Source organism: Mycobacterium sp. ZZG (assembly GCF_054786995.1).
Genome location: NZ_JBTBFV010000004.1, coordinates 1 through 13,156 on the forward strand (window position 1 = coordinate 1; position 13,156 = coordinate 13,156).

A 13,156-nucleotide genomic window follows, 5' to 3' on the forward strand; every position below is an offset into this window, starting at 1 on the left:
CCAACCCCAACGCCCGCTACCGCAAAGAAGCCACCGTCGACGATGTGCTGGCCTCCCCGGTGGTGTCCGACCCGCTGCGCCTGCTCGACATCTGCGCCACCAGCGACGGCGCCGCCGCCCTCATCGTGGCCTCCAAAGCCTTCGCCGAAAAACACCTGGGTTCGGTCGAGGGAGTCCCCTCGGTGCGCGCGATCAGCCTGCAATCCCCCCAATACCCCCAGCACCTGCCCGAGCTGCCCGACATCGCCACCGATTCCACCGCCGTGGTCCCCGGACCCGAGCGGGTGTTCAAAGACCAGATCCTCGACGCCGCCTACGCCGAAGCCGGCATCGGCCCCGAAGACCTGAGTCTGGCCGAGGTTTACGACCTGTCCACCGCGCTGGAACTGGACTGGTACGAACACCTCGGCCTGTGCGCGAAAGGTGAGGCCGAACACCTCCTACGCACCGGCGCCACCACCCTGGGCGGCCGCATCCCGGTCAACCCCTCCGGCGGGCTGGCCTCCTTCGGCGAAGCCATCCCCGCCCAAGCCATCGCCCAAGTCTGCGAACTGACCTGGCAACTCAAAGGCCAAGCCACCGGCCGCCAAGTCGAAGGCGCCACCGTCGGCATCACCGCCAACCAAGGCCTCTTCGGCCACGGCTCCTCAGTCATCCTCGCCACCTAAAACACCCCCACCCCGCGCGAGCGTGCGCAGAATCGCCGAATTACCCGGCATGTCGCCCGCAGACACGCACGCTCGCGAGTAGGAAAGTGCACCGAAAAAAGGGGGGGCGGAGAGATCAGGCCACGCCGAGGTAGGCCGCGCGGATACTCTTGTCGGCCAACAATGTCCGAGCATCGCCGGTGCGGGTGACCTCCCCGGTCTCCAGGATGTAGGCCCGGTCCGAGCGGCTCAACGCCTGCTGGGCGTTCTGTTCGACCAGCAGCACCGTGGTGCCGGTCCCGTTGATCTCGGCGATGATCTTGAAGATCTGCGAGATCACCATCGGCGCCAACCCCATCGACGGCTCGTCGAGCAGCAGCACTTTCGGCCGCGCCATCAACGCCCGGCCGATTGCCAGCATCTGCTGCTCCCCGCCCGAAAGCGTTCCCCCGACCTGGCTTCGACGCTCCGCGAGCCTCGGAAACGTCTCCAACACCCAGTCGAGGCGCTCGTCGTGTTCGCCCTTCGAGGCGAATTTACGTCCGTAGCAGCCCATTTCCAGGTTCTCGATGATCGTCATACCCGGGAAGACACCACGGCCCTCCGGCGCCTGGATCAAACCGTCGGCCACCCGCTTGTGCGCCTTGACCCGGCTGATGTCTCTGCCGTCGAACCAGACCGACCCCGACGTCAGCGGCAGCAGGCCTGAGATCGCGCGCATCATCGTGGTCTTGCCCGCGCCGTTGGACCCGAGCAGCGTGACCAGTTCACCCTCGTGCACGGTCAGCGACACCGAGTGCAGAGCTTTGATCCGGCCGTAGTGCACGACGACATCGCGCACTTCCAGCAACACCGGACGGGAATCAGGTTGTGCGGCGGTGTTTTCAGGCGAGCTCATCGTCGGGCACTCCCAGATAGGCGGCGATGACCTTCGGGTCCTCGCGGATCTCGGCCGGCAGTCCGTCGGCGATCTTACGGCCGAACTCCAGCACCACAATGCGGTCGGTCACCCCCATCACCAGTCGCATGTCGTGTTCGATCAGCAACACGGTGTAACCCTCGTCGCGGATTTTGCGGATCAGGTCGATCAACGCCGACTTCTCACTCGGGTTGAAGCCGGCCGCCGGCTCGTCGAGGCAGAGCAGCTTGGGTTCGGTGGCCAGCGCCCGCGCGATCTCCAACCGGCGCTGGTCGCCGTAGGGCAGGTTCTTCGCCTTCTCCTCGCCGCGGTGCGCAATCCCCACAAAATGGAGCAATGCAGCCGATCTTTCGATCGCCGACCGCTCTTCGCGGCGGTGCCGCGGCGAGCGGATCAACGCCCCGGGGACCGAGGTGCGGTGCCGGGCGTCGGTACCGACCATGACGTTCTCCAGCGCGGTCATCTCACCGAACAGCCGGATGTTCTGGAACGTGCGGGCGATCCCCAGCCGGGTGATCTGGTGGCGTTTGATCCGCTCGATCGTCGAGCCGTCGAACGTCACCGATCCCGAGGTCGGTCGGTAGACACCGGTGATCGCGTTGAAGCAGGTGGTCTTACCGGCGCCGTTGGGTCCGATCAATCCCAGAATCTCCCCGCGGCGGATGTTGAACGTGACGGCATCCAGCGCGGTGAGCCCACCGAACTTCACGGTCAGATCCGTGGTCTGCAGCAGGACCTCGCCTTCGTCAGCCCGGATCTCGCGGTGCACGCCGGCGATCTCGGCGATGCTCTCCTCGAACACCTCTTCGTCGGGCGACGTCATTTGACCGGCTCCGTATCGGTCGGCTGGGTGCGCAGCAGTTTGCGCGCGGCGCTGGAGTAGGTGAGCAGATGCTGGCGTGCCGGGAACAGACCCTGCGGCCGGAAGATCATCAGCACCACCAACGCCAACCCGAAGAACAGGTATTTCAGGTTGCCCATGTCGATGCCCAGGAAGTGAACGCCGAGAAGGCGGTTGGGCAGGTACACGATGATGAACGCACCCAGGATCACACCCAGCTTGTTGCCCTGCCCGCCGAGCACCACCGCGCACAGGAACAGCATCGAGTTGATGATGTTGAATGTCGGCGGAGCCACGTACTGAACCTGCCCGGCGTACAGCGCGCCCGAAAGCCCGCCGATCGCCGCGCCGATGGTGAAGGCCCACAGCTTGAACTTGAAGGCGTTGACCCCCATCACCTCGGCGGCGTCCTCGTCCTCCCGCACAGCGATCCAGGCGCGCCCGACACGGCTGCGCTCGAGGTTGCCGACGAGCAGCAGGATGCCGACGATCAGGATGAGCCCCAACCAGAACCACCACGTGCCGTAGTTCGCGTCGCCGCTCGAATTCGCCACGGAGAACACCCCTTCGGGGTGCTGCGCGTCCTCCCGGAAGTGCGGGAACGCGACCTCGTTGAGTCCCCGGGGCCCGTTGGTGATGTCGGCGAGGTTGTCGGCCAGCAGCCGGATGATCTCGCCGAAGCCGAGGGTCACGATCGCCAGGTAGTCGCCGCGCAGCCGCAGTGTCGGGGTACCGAGGATCAGTCCGGACAGCGCGGTGACCGCCATCGCCAGCGGCACACAGGCCAGCCACGCCCACGGCGTGGTGAGAATGCCCTTCGGACTCATCTGGTTCCACGGGCTCTCGGGGCTGGTGAGCAGCGCCACCGTGTAGGCGCCCACGGCATAGAACCCGACGTAGCCGAGATCGAGCAGACCGGCCTGACCGACGACGACGTTGAGGCCGATCGCGATGATCGCCACCATGGCGAACTGGGCCATGGTGCCGCCGAAGCTGATACCCGGAGTGTCCAGGAACGCCGGCGTGAAGAGCGGGGACAGCGCGATCCCGGTGAACAGGATGATCCCGAACACCCACTTCTGCGGACGGGTCAGTCCGTCCCACCAGTCCATCACTCGCGTCATACGCGTGCCTTCCCGAGGCTCTCACCGAGAATGCCGGTCGGACGAACCAGCAGTACGAGCACCAGCAGCACGAACGCGACGACGTCACGCCACTGGGTGCCGAACACGGCCTGCCCGTAGTTCTCCATCACGCCGAGCAGCAGACCGCCGAGCAGCGCCCCGCGCAGGTTGCCGATCCCGCCGAGCACGGCGGCCGAGAACGCCTTGATACCCAACAGGAATCCGCCCGAGTAGATGATGCCCTGCGGGACCTTGAGGGTGTACAGCAGCGCGGCGGCGCCGGCGAGCAACCCACCGATGAGGAACGTCGTCATGATGATGCGTTCCCGCGAGACCCCCATCAACGTGGCCGTGGTCGGGTCCTGCGCGACGGCACGGATGCCGCGGCCGAACTTCGTGCGGTTGATCGCGGTGTCAGTGAGCACCGCGAGCACGAGCGCTGAGACCACGATCACGACCGTGACGTTCGAGACGGCCACCCCGAAGAGCTCGAACTGGGTCTTGGGCTGCACCAGCACGATGGGCTGCTGGGCGTTCGGACCGCCGTAGCCCGGTATCAGCTTGGGCAGGATGAACAGCACGAACTGCTGCAGCACGAACGACATCCCAATCGCGGTGATCAGGAACGTCAACGCCCGCGCATTGCGCTTGCGCAGCGGGCGGTAGGCGATGAATTCCAATCCCACGGCCGCGCTGCCGGACACCAGCATCGCGAACAGCATCGCGAAGCCCAGATAGACGATCGTCAGGGCTACGCCCTTGCTGTAGGCGTTGCCGCTCGGCGTGAAACCCAGGATGACGTCCAGCGCGAAGTACGCGCCGAACATGCCCAGCATGAAGATCTCCGAGTGCGCAAAGTTGATCAGTCGCAGCACACCGAACACGAGGGTGTAGCCGACAGCGACCAAGGCGTAGATCGCTCCCCATGACAGGCCGTCGATCGTCAACTGCCAGAAGCTGTCCACCAGCGCTCCGACGTTGAAGTTGATGTTTGCGGCCAGGTTCATCCGGCGGTGGGCTCCTCAGCGATGCGGAAGTTCTTGTGCGACAACGACGAAGCGCGCCCGAGTCGGATGTCTCGAACGCGCTTCGCCTCAGCCCTTACTGGACGTCGTAGATCCAGATCAGAGTGGTGGTGAGCTCACCTTCCGGAGTCCATTGATACTCGCGGGCCACACCCTGGCCCTGGTAGTTACGCACGTAGTCGAGCAGCGCGGGCCGGGTGATCGCACCCGAGTCGATGCCCTTCAGAAGGATCGTGCCCAGGTCGTAACCCTCGGCACTGTAGGTACCGGGCTCCTGATTGAACTTCTCGGTGTACTCATCGGCGAAAGACCCGGTGGCCGGCCCGCAGGGGCATGCCAACACAGCGCCCTTGGCCGACTCGCCGGCCTGCTTGACGAACTCGGGGTCCTTGGTGCCGTCGGCGCTGGCGAAGACGCCCTCGAAGCCGCCGTCCCTGAGCTGCTGCGCGAGCGGAGCCGCTTCGGCGTAGTAGCCGCTGAAGAACACCGAATCGGGAGCGGCGCCCTTGATCTGGGTGACAGCCGCCGAGAAGTCCTTGTCACCCTTCTTCACCGAGATGTTGCAGGCCGAGTCGGCCACCGGCCCGAGCGTCTCGCGAACGGCCTGTGCCAGACCCAGACCGTAGTCGGTGCTGTCGTCGACGACGCAGACCTTCTTGTGTCCCAGGGAGTTCTTCAGGTAGTTGGCGACCGACGGGCCCTGCACGCCGTCGTTGGCCAACCCGCGGAAGAACGTCTTCCAGCCGTTCTTGGACAGGTCGACGTTGGTCGCCGACGCCGTGACGGCGACCAGACCGGCCTGGTCGAAGACGCCGCCGGTGGCCTTGGTCTCACCGGAGAAAGCCGGTCCCACCAGACCGATCGTGTACTGATCGTTGACGATCTGCGGGGCGATGCCGGTGGCCTTCTGCGGATCTCCCTCGGTGTCGAACGGGATGAGCTGTACCTGACAGCCCGGGTTGGCGGCGTTGTGCTTGTCGACCGCCAACTGCACACCGTTTTTGATGTTGATGCCCAGTGCGGCGTCGGGGCCGTTGAGCGCTCCGGCCATCGCGATGGACACCGGCGGGCAGGTGGCGTTTCCGTCGCCGGCCGGGTCGGCAGGCGTAGCACCCTGCGACGCGGCGACCTCGGCGCCGTTCTCGTCGATCTGCACCTTTTCCACGATCTTGAGGTTCGTCTGCGACGCCTCTTCTTCGGGCGTGCCCTGACTGCAGCCGGCCAAGGCCAGCACAACCAGACCCGCGCTTCCGACAGCAAATGCCTTGCGTGCCACGCGACCGCGCACGTATCACCTCCGGTTCAGTGTTCTGCTCGACGCCGTCGGCCGGACCGTCCAGAAACCGAAACGACACGGCGGCGATGCTTCGCCGACGACCATAACCAACGCATGCCCGCGGTGCGTGCTGTTGGAAAACGCGTCGCGCGGATAATTCGGCGTGACCGGTCAAAAGACGCGGCGTGGAAACGCAGAGTTAACGGCGCGGCCGCGCCGCGCCGGATTTTCGCCGGTTACGACGGCGTGTCGGTGGGCGGGTCCAGCGTCTCGACGACCACCTCGGCCACCCGCTTCATCGTGGTACGACGGTCCATCGCCGCGCGCTGGATCCACTTGAACGCCTCAGGCTCGGTCATCCCCTGCTTCGTCTGCAGCAAACCCTTTGCCCGCTCGACGAGCTTGCGGGTCTCCAGCCGGTCGGAGAGGTTGGCGACTTCCTTCTCCAGCTCGGCCATCTCGCTGAAGCGGCTGACCGCGACCTCGATCGCCGGGATGAGGTCGGTGACGCTGAACGGCTTGACCAGGTAGGCCATCGCCCCGGCGTCGCGGGCGCGTTCGACGAGTTCACGCTGGCTGAACGCGGTCAGGATCACGATCGGGGCGATGCGCTTGCTGGCGATCTCCGAGGCGGCGTCGATACCGTCGCGGCGCGGCATCTTGACGTCCATGATCACCAGATCCGGGCGCAGCGCCTCGGCCAGCTCGACGGCCTCTTGACCGTCGCCGGCCTCACCGACGATCTCGTAGCCCTCCTCGCGCAGCATTTCCGCCAGGTCGAGCCGGATGAGGGCCTCGTCCTCGGCCACGAGGACTCGGCGCGGCGTGACGACGGAGTCGGACGGCGACGCGGGAGCAGAAGACATGGACAACATTGTGAACGGCGCAGGCGGGATGAGCGAGCGCGGGGCCATCCTCTATGGTGGTAGGCCGCGCGCCCTCGTATCCCAACTGGCAGAGGAAACGGATTCAAAACCCGTACAGTGTGAGTTCGAATCTCACCGAGGGCACCACCTGGTCGGCGCACTCGCGCCTCTGACGATCCGCCTATTCCGCCAGGTCGACAGGCGTCGCGGCGATAACCTTTGCGGGTGCGGAACCTACGGCCGGTCTGTGTGCCCGAGGTTACGCTGGGCCGCCGTCCCTGGTCACCGAGCCGGCACCGCGACGACCGTGTGGCCCGGCGGCTGCGCGTGCTGGTGATCGCCAGCTGGATCGCCGCGGCCGTGTCGATCAGTTTCGGAATCTTCCAGTTGATCCTCGGCGGCGCGCTGTGGTGGGTGGGCGCGATCAACATCTGTTGCGGCGTAGTGTTTTTGGCGATCCCACGGCTGTGTCCGCTCGGGCCACTCGTAGCCCCGCTGACGTTCGTGGTCTTCGCCTACACCTCGGTCGGCTTCTTCTGCTACACCGTCGGTACCGGCTCGGGACTGCAGTTCTACTTCCTGGTCGCGTCCTCGCTGGTGGTGCTGATCCTCGGCATCGAGCGGATCGCGCTGGCCTCGGCCATCGCCGCGGTCGGTGTGGCCCTGACGATCGCGCTGGAACTGACCGTGCCCCACGACCGGGGGCTCGGGCCGTCCTGGACGCTGACCGTCGGCTTCGTCAGCTCGGTGGTGGGGTCGGCGGTGATGATCGTGGCCACGATCTGGTACACCCTGCGCGAGATCGAGCGGGCCGAGGCCGCCATGGAGGCCGAGTACGACCGCTCAGAACAGCTGCTGGCCAACATTCTTCCCGAGACCATCGCCGAGCGGCTCAAGGAACCCACGCGCACGGTCATCGCCGACGGGTACGACGACGCGTCGATCCTGTTCGCCGACATCGCCGGCTACACCGCGCGTGCCAGCGAGACCGCGCCGGCCGACCTGGTGCGTTTCCTGGACCGGCTGTACACCGACCTGGACGCGCTCGTCGACCGGCACGGCCTGGAGAAGGTCAAGACCAGCGGCGACTCGTACATGGTGGTGGCCGGGGTGCCCACTCCCCGGCCGGACCACCTTCAGGCGCTGGCCGACCTCGCCCTGGACATGGCCGACGCGGTCGCCGACCTGAAGGACCCGCAGGGACGCGACGTCCCGCTGCGGATCGGCATGGCCAGCGGACCGGTGGTCGCCGGCGTCGTCGGGGCGAAGAAGTTCTTCTACGACGTCTGGGGTGACGCGGTCAACGTCGCGTCGCGGATGGAGACCACCGACGTCGAAGGCCGAATTCAGGTGCCGGACACGGTGCAGGAGCGACTACGCCACGAGTTCGTCCTCGAGGAACGCGGCGTCGTCGACATCAAGGGCAAAGGCCCGATGCACACCTGGTACCTGGTGGGGCATCGGGCCGACTCTGGCAGATGCGCCCGCTCGGCGGAGGGTGGCCGACTTCCCCGCTCCGCGGAGGGTGTCACACCTTCCGGTTCTCCGACTTGACCAGCCAGGCCAGCTTCTCCAGCCCGTCGATCAGCTGGTGCAGGATGTCGGCGGCGCTCGGATCCTCGGCGTCGACGGTGTCGTGCACCGACCTGAGGGTGTCCACCACCGCGTAGACACGGACGGTGATCAAGTCGACGACGTCACCGGTGCTGTGCTCGTAGGCGGGAAACTCCGGCAGCGACGTCGTCGCCGCGACGGTGTCCGACCTGCCGTCGGGCACCGCGTCCAAGGCGCGCATCCGCTCGGCGACGGTGTCGCTGGCCACCCGCGCGAAGTCGACGACCTCGTCGAGCTGCAGGTGCAGATCGCGGAAGTTGGTGCCGACGACGTTCCAGTGCGCCTGCTTACCCTGCAGATGGAGTTCGATCAGATCGACCAACACCTGCTGAAGTGCGGCGCCGAGCTCCGGAGAGGCCTGGACATTGACGACCTCGGCTTCGGTCCTGCGTGCGTTCTTCGTGATGCTCATGCTCATGACAACCACTCCTTTTTTAGACTGAGTCCAGTTTAGCGGGTGTTCCTCGTCACAGCCTCCTTGTCCTGCCTGTCCAGCAACCGTGCGTACCCGGCGCCCATCCCGAGCAGGGTGAGCCCGGCGGCGATGAACACCCCCACCCGGAACATCCCGTCCAACGTGCCCAGGTCGAACAGGAAGAGCTTGGCCATGGCCGCGGCAACCAGGCCCAATCCCCCGCTGATCGGGACCGACCGGGCCTCCCGCGGCAGGCGGGCGGCAAGGCCGAACGCTGCCGCCGCCATCGCGATCCAGCAGATGGTTGCGGCCATATGCCCGGCGAAGAAACCCCCGTCCCCGTCGGAGATCAGCACCCCGGCGGTCACCGTGAACGACGTGACCGCGTAGATGACCACCGCTGCGGCCCCCAGCCACAATGCGCTCTCGGTGGGATCCCAGGCCCAGACGATCGCGACCGCGGCAGCCGCCAGCAGGAGGCTGGACACCAGGGTGGAGACGCCGGTGCCGGTGCTGATCCGGGTGGCCTCGAGCAACATGTCCGGCGGCGAATAGCTCAGGTGCGCGCAGGCGCCGATGGTCGCGAAGCCGATCGCCGCCCAGCGGGCGACGGTGTCGCGCCGTGCGGCCACCGCCACCACCGCCATCGCCAGCAGCACGGGCCCGGCGACGCGGCCGTCGAACGCGGCGGTCACGGCGATCAGCGCGGCGATCGCCGACGTCGCCGCGAACACCTGCCGCACCACACCCGACACCCCGGGCAAACGGTCGGCGACGAGCACGACGGCCAGCAGCGCCGCGGCCAGTGCCGCGGCCATCAATGCCGCGACGATGCGGTCCACCGCCAACCCCACGCAGAGCACGGGCAGCAGACCGGCCGCGGTCAGCAGCGCCAGCGCGGCGCGATTCCTGGTGCCGGGCAACAGGATCAGCGCCGCGGTCAGCGCGATCGCGGCGGCGATTCCGCACGCGCCGGCGAGCCAGAGATCATGCCGGCCGGCGATGTGCCGGGCCGCCAGGGCCGCCAGCAGCGGCAGCACCGCGGCGGCGATGCGTGCGGCGTGCAGCCACAGCCAGTCCCTGCCCAGCTGGACGGGCAACGACACCGCCGCCAGCGTCAGCATGAATCCGACCAGCAGCAGCGAGATTCCGTCGGTCACGATCGGGGCCAGTCCGATCAGCGGCGCCAGCACGAGCAGGCCCAGGTGCTGGGAATCCCAGCGCCGCGCCACGGCGAGACCGCCGGCCGCGACCGCGGATGCAACGATCAGCCCGATGGCTGCAGGCATCCAGTCATAGATCGCCGTGACAGCGATGACGTCGATGTAGGCCGCAGCCACCCCGGTGGCAACCAGGGCGATCGCGCCCACCCGTCCCCCGGGCCGGCTGTCCTGCCACCATCCCGCCGCAACCAGGCCCGCGGCCAGGACGGCACCGGCGCCGACCCGGAACTCGGGGCGCAGGATTCCGGCCTGGGCGGCAAGCACCAGCAGCAGCACGACACCGATCAGCGTGACCGCCACCCCGGCGACAGCCAGCAGCTTGCCGATCCAGCCCTCCGAACGTTCCATGGGCTTTCTGGGCGCGGCGGGTCCAGCGGGAGGCACCGGCGGTGGCCAAGGTCGCTGCGGCGCCGGGGCATACTGCGGCCAGTACGGCGGCGGGGCCGGGGCCGGGGCCGCTGACGGTGGCACAGGTACCGGGCGGTCGGCCAGGATCCGGTCCAGTTCGGCCAGATCGGCAGAGACCCTGGCCAATTGCCGTGAGATCGCGGCGAAGTCCGCGGAGAGCCGGGTGATGACGGCGGTGTGCGGTTGCGTCATACCGCCATCGTCACAACGGGCACGCCCCGGCGGATGAGTACAACTACTCGTCCAGACCGTGCTCCATCGCGTAGCGGGCCAGCTCGACGCGGTTGCCGACCTGCAGTTTGCGGAACGTGGCCTGGACGTGGTTCTCGACTGTGCGATGACTCAGGGACAGTCGCGACGCGATCTGCTTGGCCGTGAGCCCCTTGGCGACATGGCGCAGAATCTCGATCTCGCGCTCGGTCAACGTGGGCCCGGCCGGGGTGTCGCGCTCGATGCGCCGAAACTCCCCCAACACCAGACCCGCCAGGCCGGGGGTGAACACTGCCCGACCCGACGCGGTGGCGCGCACCGCGTCGGTCAGCACCTGCTTGGAAGCGCTTTTGACCAGGTATCCCGTCGCGCCCGCCTTGACGGCTTCCAGCACGTCGTCGCGCTCATCGGAGGCGGACAACACCAGCACCCGGGACGCCGGGGACACCGCGAGGACCTCGGCGGTCGCCTGGGCGCCGTCCCCGTCACCCAGCCGCATGTCCATCAGCACCACAGCGGGTTTCACCACTGCGGCGCGGCGCTTCGCCGAGGCCACGCCGTCCGCCGTGGCCACCACGTCGAAACCCTCGTCAGCCAGGTCCCGTGCCACCGCGTCACGCCAGATCGGGTGGTCGTCGACCACCATCACCGAGATGGGCTGACCGGTCATCGCGATGCGTCCGGGGTACGCGGCACAGTCAGCTCCCACTCCACACCCAACCCCGGGCCGGTGTTCAGCACAGCCTGACCGCCCAACGAATTCATCCTTCCCACAATTGAATTCGCGACACCCATACGACCTTCGGCGACCGCTTCGGCCAGCCGCCCTTCCGGTATGCCCACGCCGTCGTCGCGGACGCTGACGGTCACCGTGTCGCCCAGGTCCTCGACAAGAACATACGCGTGCGCCCCGGCTCCAGCATGCTGGTCCACGTTGTCGAGCGCGTTGCCGATCGCGGCGCACAACTCGTCGGCGACGGCGGCGTCGAGCAACACGGGATCGGCGGGCACGCTGACCGACACCCGATCCGATGCCCAGCGCCGCAGCATCGCGGCGAGGTCGGACGCCGGGCTGTCGCGCGATGCGGGCTCGGCGGTGCTGACCAGCCGGCGCAACGCCCGCTCCTGCTCGCCGGCCAGCTCGGCCAGTGCGGCGGTGTCTCCCCCGATCTCACGCCCGCGGCGGGCCACCAACGCCAGCACCTGGATCGCCCCGTCGTGAACCTGCCTGGACAGTCGTTCCCTCTCCTGCAACGACGCCGACAACCGGGCGGCCCGTTCCAGTTCGGCGTGCGCACGGCGGGCCGTCTGGGCGGCCAGACCGACCGCGAGTCCGACCGCCAACTCGATCACGATGGTGGCGTTGCGGCCGACGTCGATGCTGACGTACCCCTTCAGCGCGGCGCTGGCCGCGACCACCGCCACCCCTGCGATCATTCCGGCGACCGGTCCGGACAGGATGGCCGCCGAGATCGTGGCGTTGGTGGCCCACAACGTGGTCGGCCACGACTGGTTGTCCAGTACCCATTGATCGGAGGCGATCAGCTCCGTGGACAGCATCAGGGCGACAACGACAGCGATCTCGGCCAGCACCCAGGCGCGGCGCCGCCCGAAACCACGAAGATAGGCGACCGCGCAGGCCGCACTCCAGGTGATCAGCAGTACGAACAGCACCCAGCCGGCCGCGGGATGTTCGAGATCGTCGTTGACCGCGAGCTGGAAGCCCAACGCGTACACGCAGCTGAGCAGCCGGAACACCTGGGCGGCCCGCCACAGCGGCGTGGCCGGATCGGGCGTCACATCACTTTGGAGAGAAACGCCTTCGTCCGTTCGTGTTGAGGGTTGGCCATCACCTCACGCGGATCTCCGCGCTCCACCACCACACCGCCGTCCATGAACACCAGTTGGTCGGCGACCTCGCGGGCGAAGCCCATCTCGTGGGTCACCACGATCATCGTCATGCCTTCGGACGCCAGCTTCTTCATGACGCCCAGCACCTCACCGACCAGTTCGGGATCCAGCGCCGAGGTCGGTTCGTCGAACAGCATCAGCTTCGGATTCATCGCCAGCGCCCTGGCGATCGCCACGCGCTGCTGCTGACCGCCCGAAAGCTGCGCCGGATACGCTTCGGCCTTGTCGGCCAGACCGACCTGCGCCAGCAGTTCCCGGCCCCGCTCGGTGGCCTCCTTTTTCCCGACCCCCTTGACCTGGATGGGCGCCTCGACGACGTTGCCCAGCGCGGTCCGGTGCGGGAAGAGGTTGAAATGCTGGAACACCATGCCCACGTCGCGGCGCTGCCGCGCCACGTCGCGAGGCTTCATCTCGTGCAGTTTGCCGCCGCGCTCGTTGTAGCCGACCAGCGATCCGTCAACGTAGAGTCGGCCGGCGCTGACGGTCTCGAGGTGATTGATGCACCGCAGGAACGTTGACTTACCGGATCCGGAGGGGCCGACCAGGACAAGCACCTGCCCCTTGTGCACATCCAGTGTGATGCCCTTGAGCACCTTGAGCGCACCGAAGTCCTTGCACACCAACTCCGCCTTGACCATCGGCGTCGCACTGATTGCATCTGCCGTCATACCCGTCCT

13 protein-coding genes and 1 tRNA gene are annotated in these 13,156 nt (G+C 67.3%); 3 read left to right on the forward strand and 11 right to left on the reverse strand.

Annotated features, from left to right (window positions below; genetic code table 11):
• Positions 1 to 668: lipid-transfer protein (locus ACXMYJ_RS03780; protein ID WP_460354110.1), on the forward strand; the 668-nt coding region annotated here is incomplete at its 5' end.
• Between the two features lie 115 nt (positions 669 to 783).
• Here ACXMYJ_RS03780 and ACXMYJ_RS03785 read toward each other — a convergent pair.
• The 6 genes from ACXMYJ_RS03785 to ACXMYJ_RS03810 form a co-directional block, all read right to left on the reverse strand.
• The gene (locus ACXMYJ_RS03785) at positions 784 to 1,545 is read right to left on the reverse strand and encodes an ABC transporter ATP-binding protein (protein ID WP_460354113.1); all 762 of its coding nucleotides are present in this window, start codon (positions 1,543 to 1,545) and stop codon (positions 784 to 786) included.
• Entirely contained in the window at positions 1,532 to 2,389 is an 858-nt protein-coding gene (locus ACXMYJ_RS03790; RefSeq protein ID WP_443186619.1) for an ABC transporter ATP-binding protein, read from the reverse strand. Before ACXMYJ_RS03790 ends, ACXMYJ_RS03785 begins: the two co-directional genes overlap by 14 nt.
• Positions 2,386 to 3,531 (reverse strand): branched-chain amino acid ABC transporter permease, encoded by a 1,146-nt coding sequence (locus ACXMYJ_RS03795; protein ID WP_260752319.1) that lies wholly within the window; start codon positions 3,529 to 3,531, stop codon positions 2,386 to 2,388. Before ACXMYJ_RS03795 ends, ACXMYJ_RS03790 begins: the two co-directional genes overlap by 4 nt.
• Positions 3,528 to 4,538, reverse strand: a complete 1,011-nt coding sequence (locus ACXMYJ_RS03800; protein ID WP_443186618.1) for a branched-chain amino acid ABC transporter permease — start codon at positions 4,536 to 4,538, stop codon at positions 3,528 to 3,530. The genes ACXMYJ_RS03795 and ACXMYJ_RS03800 overlap by 4 nt, the downstream gene beginning before the upstream one ends.
• A 94-nt stretch (positions 4,539 to 4,632) precedes the next feature.
• The gene (locus tag ACXMYJ_RS03805; RefSeq protein ID WP_260752317.1) at positions 4,633 to 5,844 is read right to left on the reverse strand and encodes a branched-chain amino acid ABC transporter substrate-binding protein; all 1,212 of its coding nucleotides are present in this window, start codon (positions 5,842 to 5,844) and stop codon (positions 4,633 to 4,635) included.
• 224 nt (positions 5,845 to 6,068) lie between these two features.
• Positions 6,069 to 6,698, reverse strand: a complete 630-nt coding sequence (locus ACXMYJ_RS03810; protein WP_260752313.1) for an ANTAR domain-containing response regulator — start codon at positions 6,696 to 6,698, stop codon at positions 6,069 to 6,071.
• A gap of 70 nt (positions 6,699 to 6,768) precedes the next feature.
• Between ACXMYJ_RS03810 and ACXMYJ_RS03815 the strand changes: the two genes are divergently transcribed.
• Positions 6,769 to 6,845: transfer RNA gene (locus tag ACXMYJ_RS03815), tRNA-Leu, on the forward strand.
• A 78-nt stretch (positions 6,846 to 6,923) separates the two neighbouring features.
• A complete protein-coding gene (locus ACXMYJ_RS03820) occupies positions 6,924 to 8,252 on the forward strand; it encodes an adenylate/guanylate cyclase domain-containing protein (RefSeq protein WP_396884539.1) in 1,329 nt (442 codons plus the stop codon).
• Here the strand turns inward: ACXMYJ_RS03820 and ACXMYJ_RS03825 are convergent.
• From ACXMYJ_RS03825 to ACXMYJ_RS03845, 5 genes are read right to left on the reverse strand one after another with little or no spacing between them, the layout of a single operon-like run.
• Positions 8,227 to 8,730: a Dps family protein gene (locus ACXMYJ_RS03825; protein ID WP_460354119.1), complete on the reverse strand. Its 504-nt coding sequence runs from the start codon at positions 8,728 to 8,730 to the stop codon at positions 8,227 to 8,229. The two genes, ACXMYJ_RS03820 and ACXMYJ_RS03825, sit on opposite strands and share 26 nt — an antisense overlap.
• A gap of 32 nt (positions 8,731 to 8,762) precedes the next feature.
• Positions 8,763 to 10,550, reverse strand: coding sequence for a DUF2339 domain-containing protein (locus tag ACXMYJ_RS03830; protein ID WP_460354122.1), 1,788 nt, complete (start codon positions 10,548 to 10,550; stop codon positions 8,763 to 8,765).
• Positions 10,551 to 10,593: 43 nt separating this feature from the next.
• Entirely contained in the window at positions 10,594 to 11,238 is a 645-nt protein-coding gene (locus ACXMYJ_RS03835; protein WP_260752307.1) for a response regulator, read from the reverse strand.
• Positions 11,235 to 12,368 carry a MacS family sensor histidine kinase gene (gene macS / locus ACXMYJ_RS03840; protein ID WP_260752306.1) on the reverse strand — a complete coding sequence of 378 codons (1,134 nt, stop codon included), beginning with the start codon at positions 12,366 to 12,368 and terminating at the stop codon, positions 11,235 to 11,237. Before macS ends, ACXMYJ_RS03835 begins: the two co-directional genes overlap by 4 nt.
• Entirely contained in the window at positions 12,365 to 13,117 is a 753-nt protein-coding gene (locus tag ACXMYJ_RS03845; RefSeq protein WP_260758102.1) for an amino acid ABC transporter ATP-binding protein, read from the reverse strand. The genes macS and ACXMYJ_RS03845 overlap by 4 nt, the downstream gene beginning before the upstream one ends.
• Positions 13,118 to 13,156 lie beyond the last annotated feature (39 nt).

Bases quoted from the DNA above. Each gene is read 5' to 3' on its own strand.
- ACXMYJ_RS03785 (WP_460354113.1), bottom strand. From the start codon at position 1,545: ATGAGCTCGCCTGAAAACACCGCCGCACAACCTGATTCCCGTCCGGTG.
- ACXMYJ_RS03790 (WP_443186619.1), bottom strand. From the start codon at position 2,389: ATGACGTCGCCCGACGAAGAGGTGTTCGAGGAGAGCATCGCCGAGATC.
- ACXMYJ_RS03795 (WP_260752319.1), bottom strand. From the start codon at position 3,531: ATGACGCGAGTGATGGACTGGTGGGACGGACTGACCCGTCCGCAGAAG.
- ACXMYJ_RS03800 (WP_443186618.1), bottom strand. From the start codon at position 4,538: ATGAACCTGGCCGCAAACATCAACTTCAACGTCGGAGCGCTGGTGGAC.
- ACXMYJ_RS03810 (WP_260752313.1), bottom strand. From the start codon at position 6,698: ATGTCTTCTGCTCCCGCGTCGCCGTCCGACTCCGTCGTCACGCCGCGC.
- ACXMYJ_RS03825 (WP_460354119.1), bottom strand. From the start codon at position 8,730: ATGAGCATGAGCATCACGAAGAACGCACGCAGGACCGAAGCCGAGGTC.
- ACXMYJ_RS03830 (WP_460354122.1), bottom strand. From the start codon at position 10,550: ATGACGCAACCGCACACCGCCGTCATCACCCGGCTCTCCGCGGACTTC.
- ACXMYJ_RS03835 (WP_260752307.1), bottom strand. From the start codon at position 11,238: ATGACCGGTCAGCCCATCTCGGTGATGGTGGTCGACGACCACCCGATC.
- ACXMYJ_RS03845 (WP_260758102.1), bottom strand. From the start codon at position 13,117: ATGGTCAAGGCGGAGTTGGTGTGCAAGGACTTCGGTGCGCTCAAGGTG.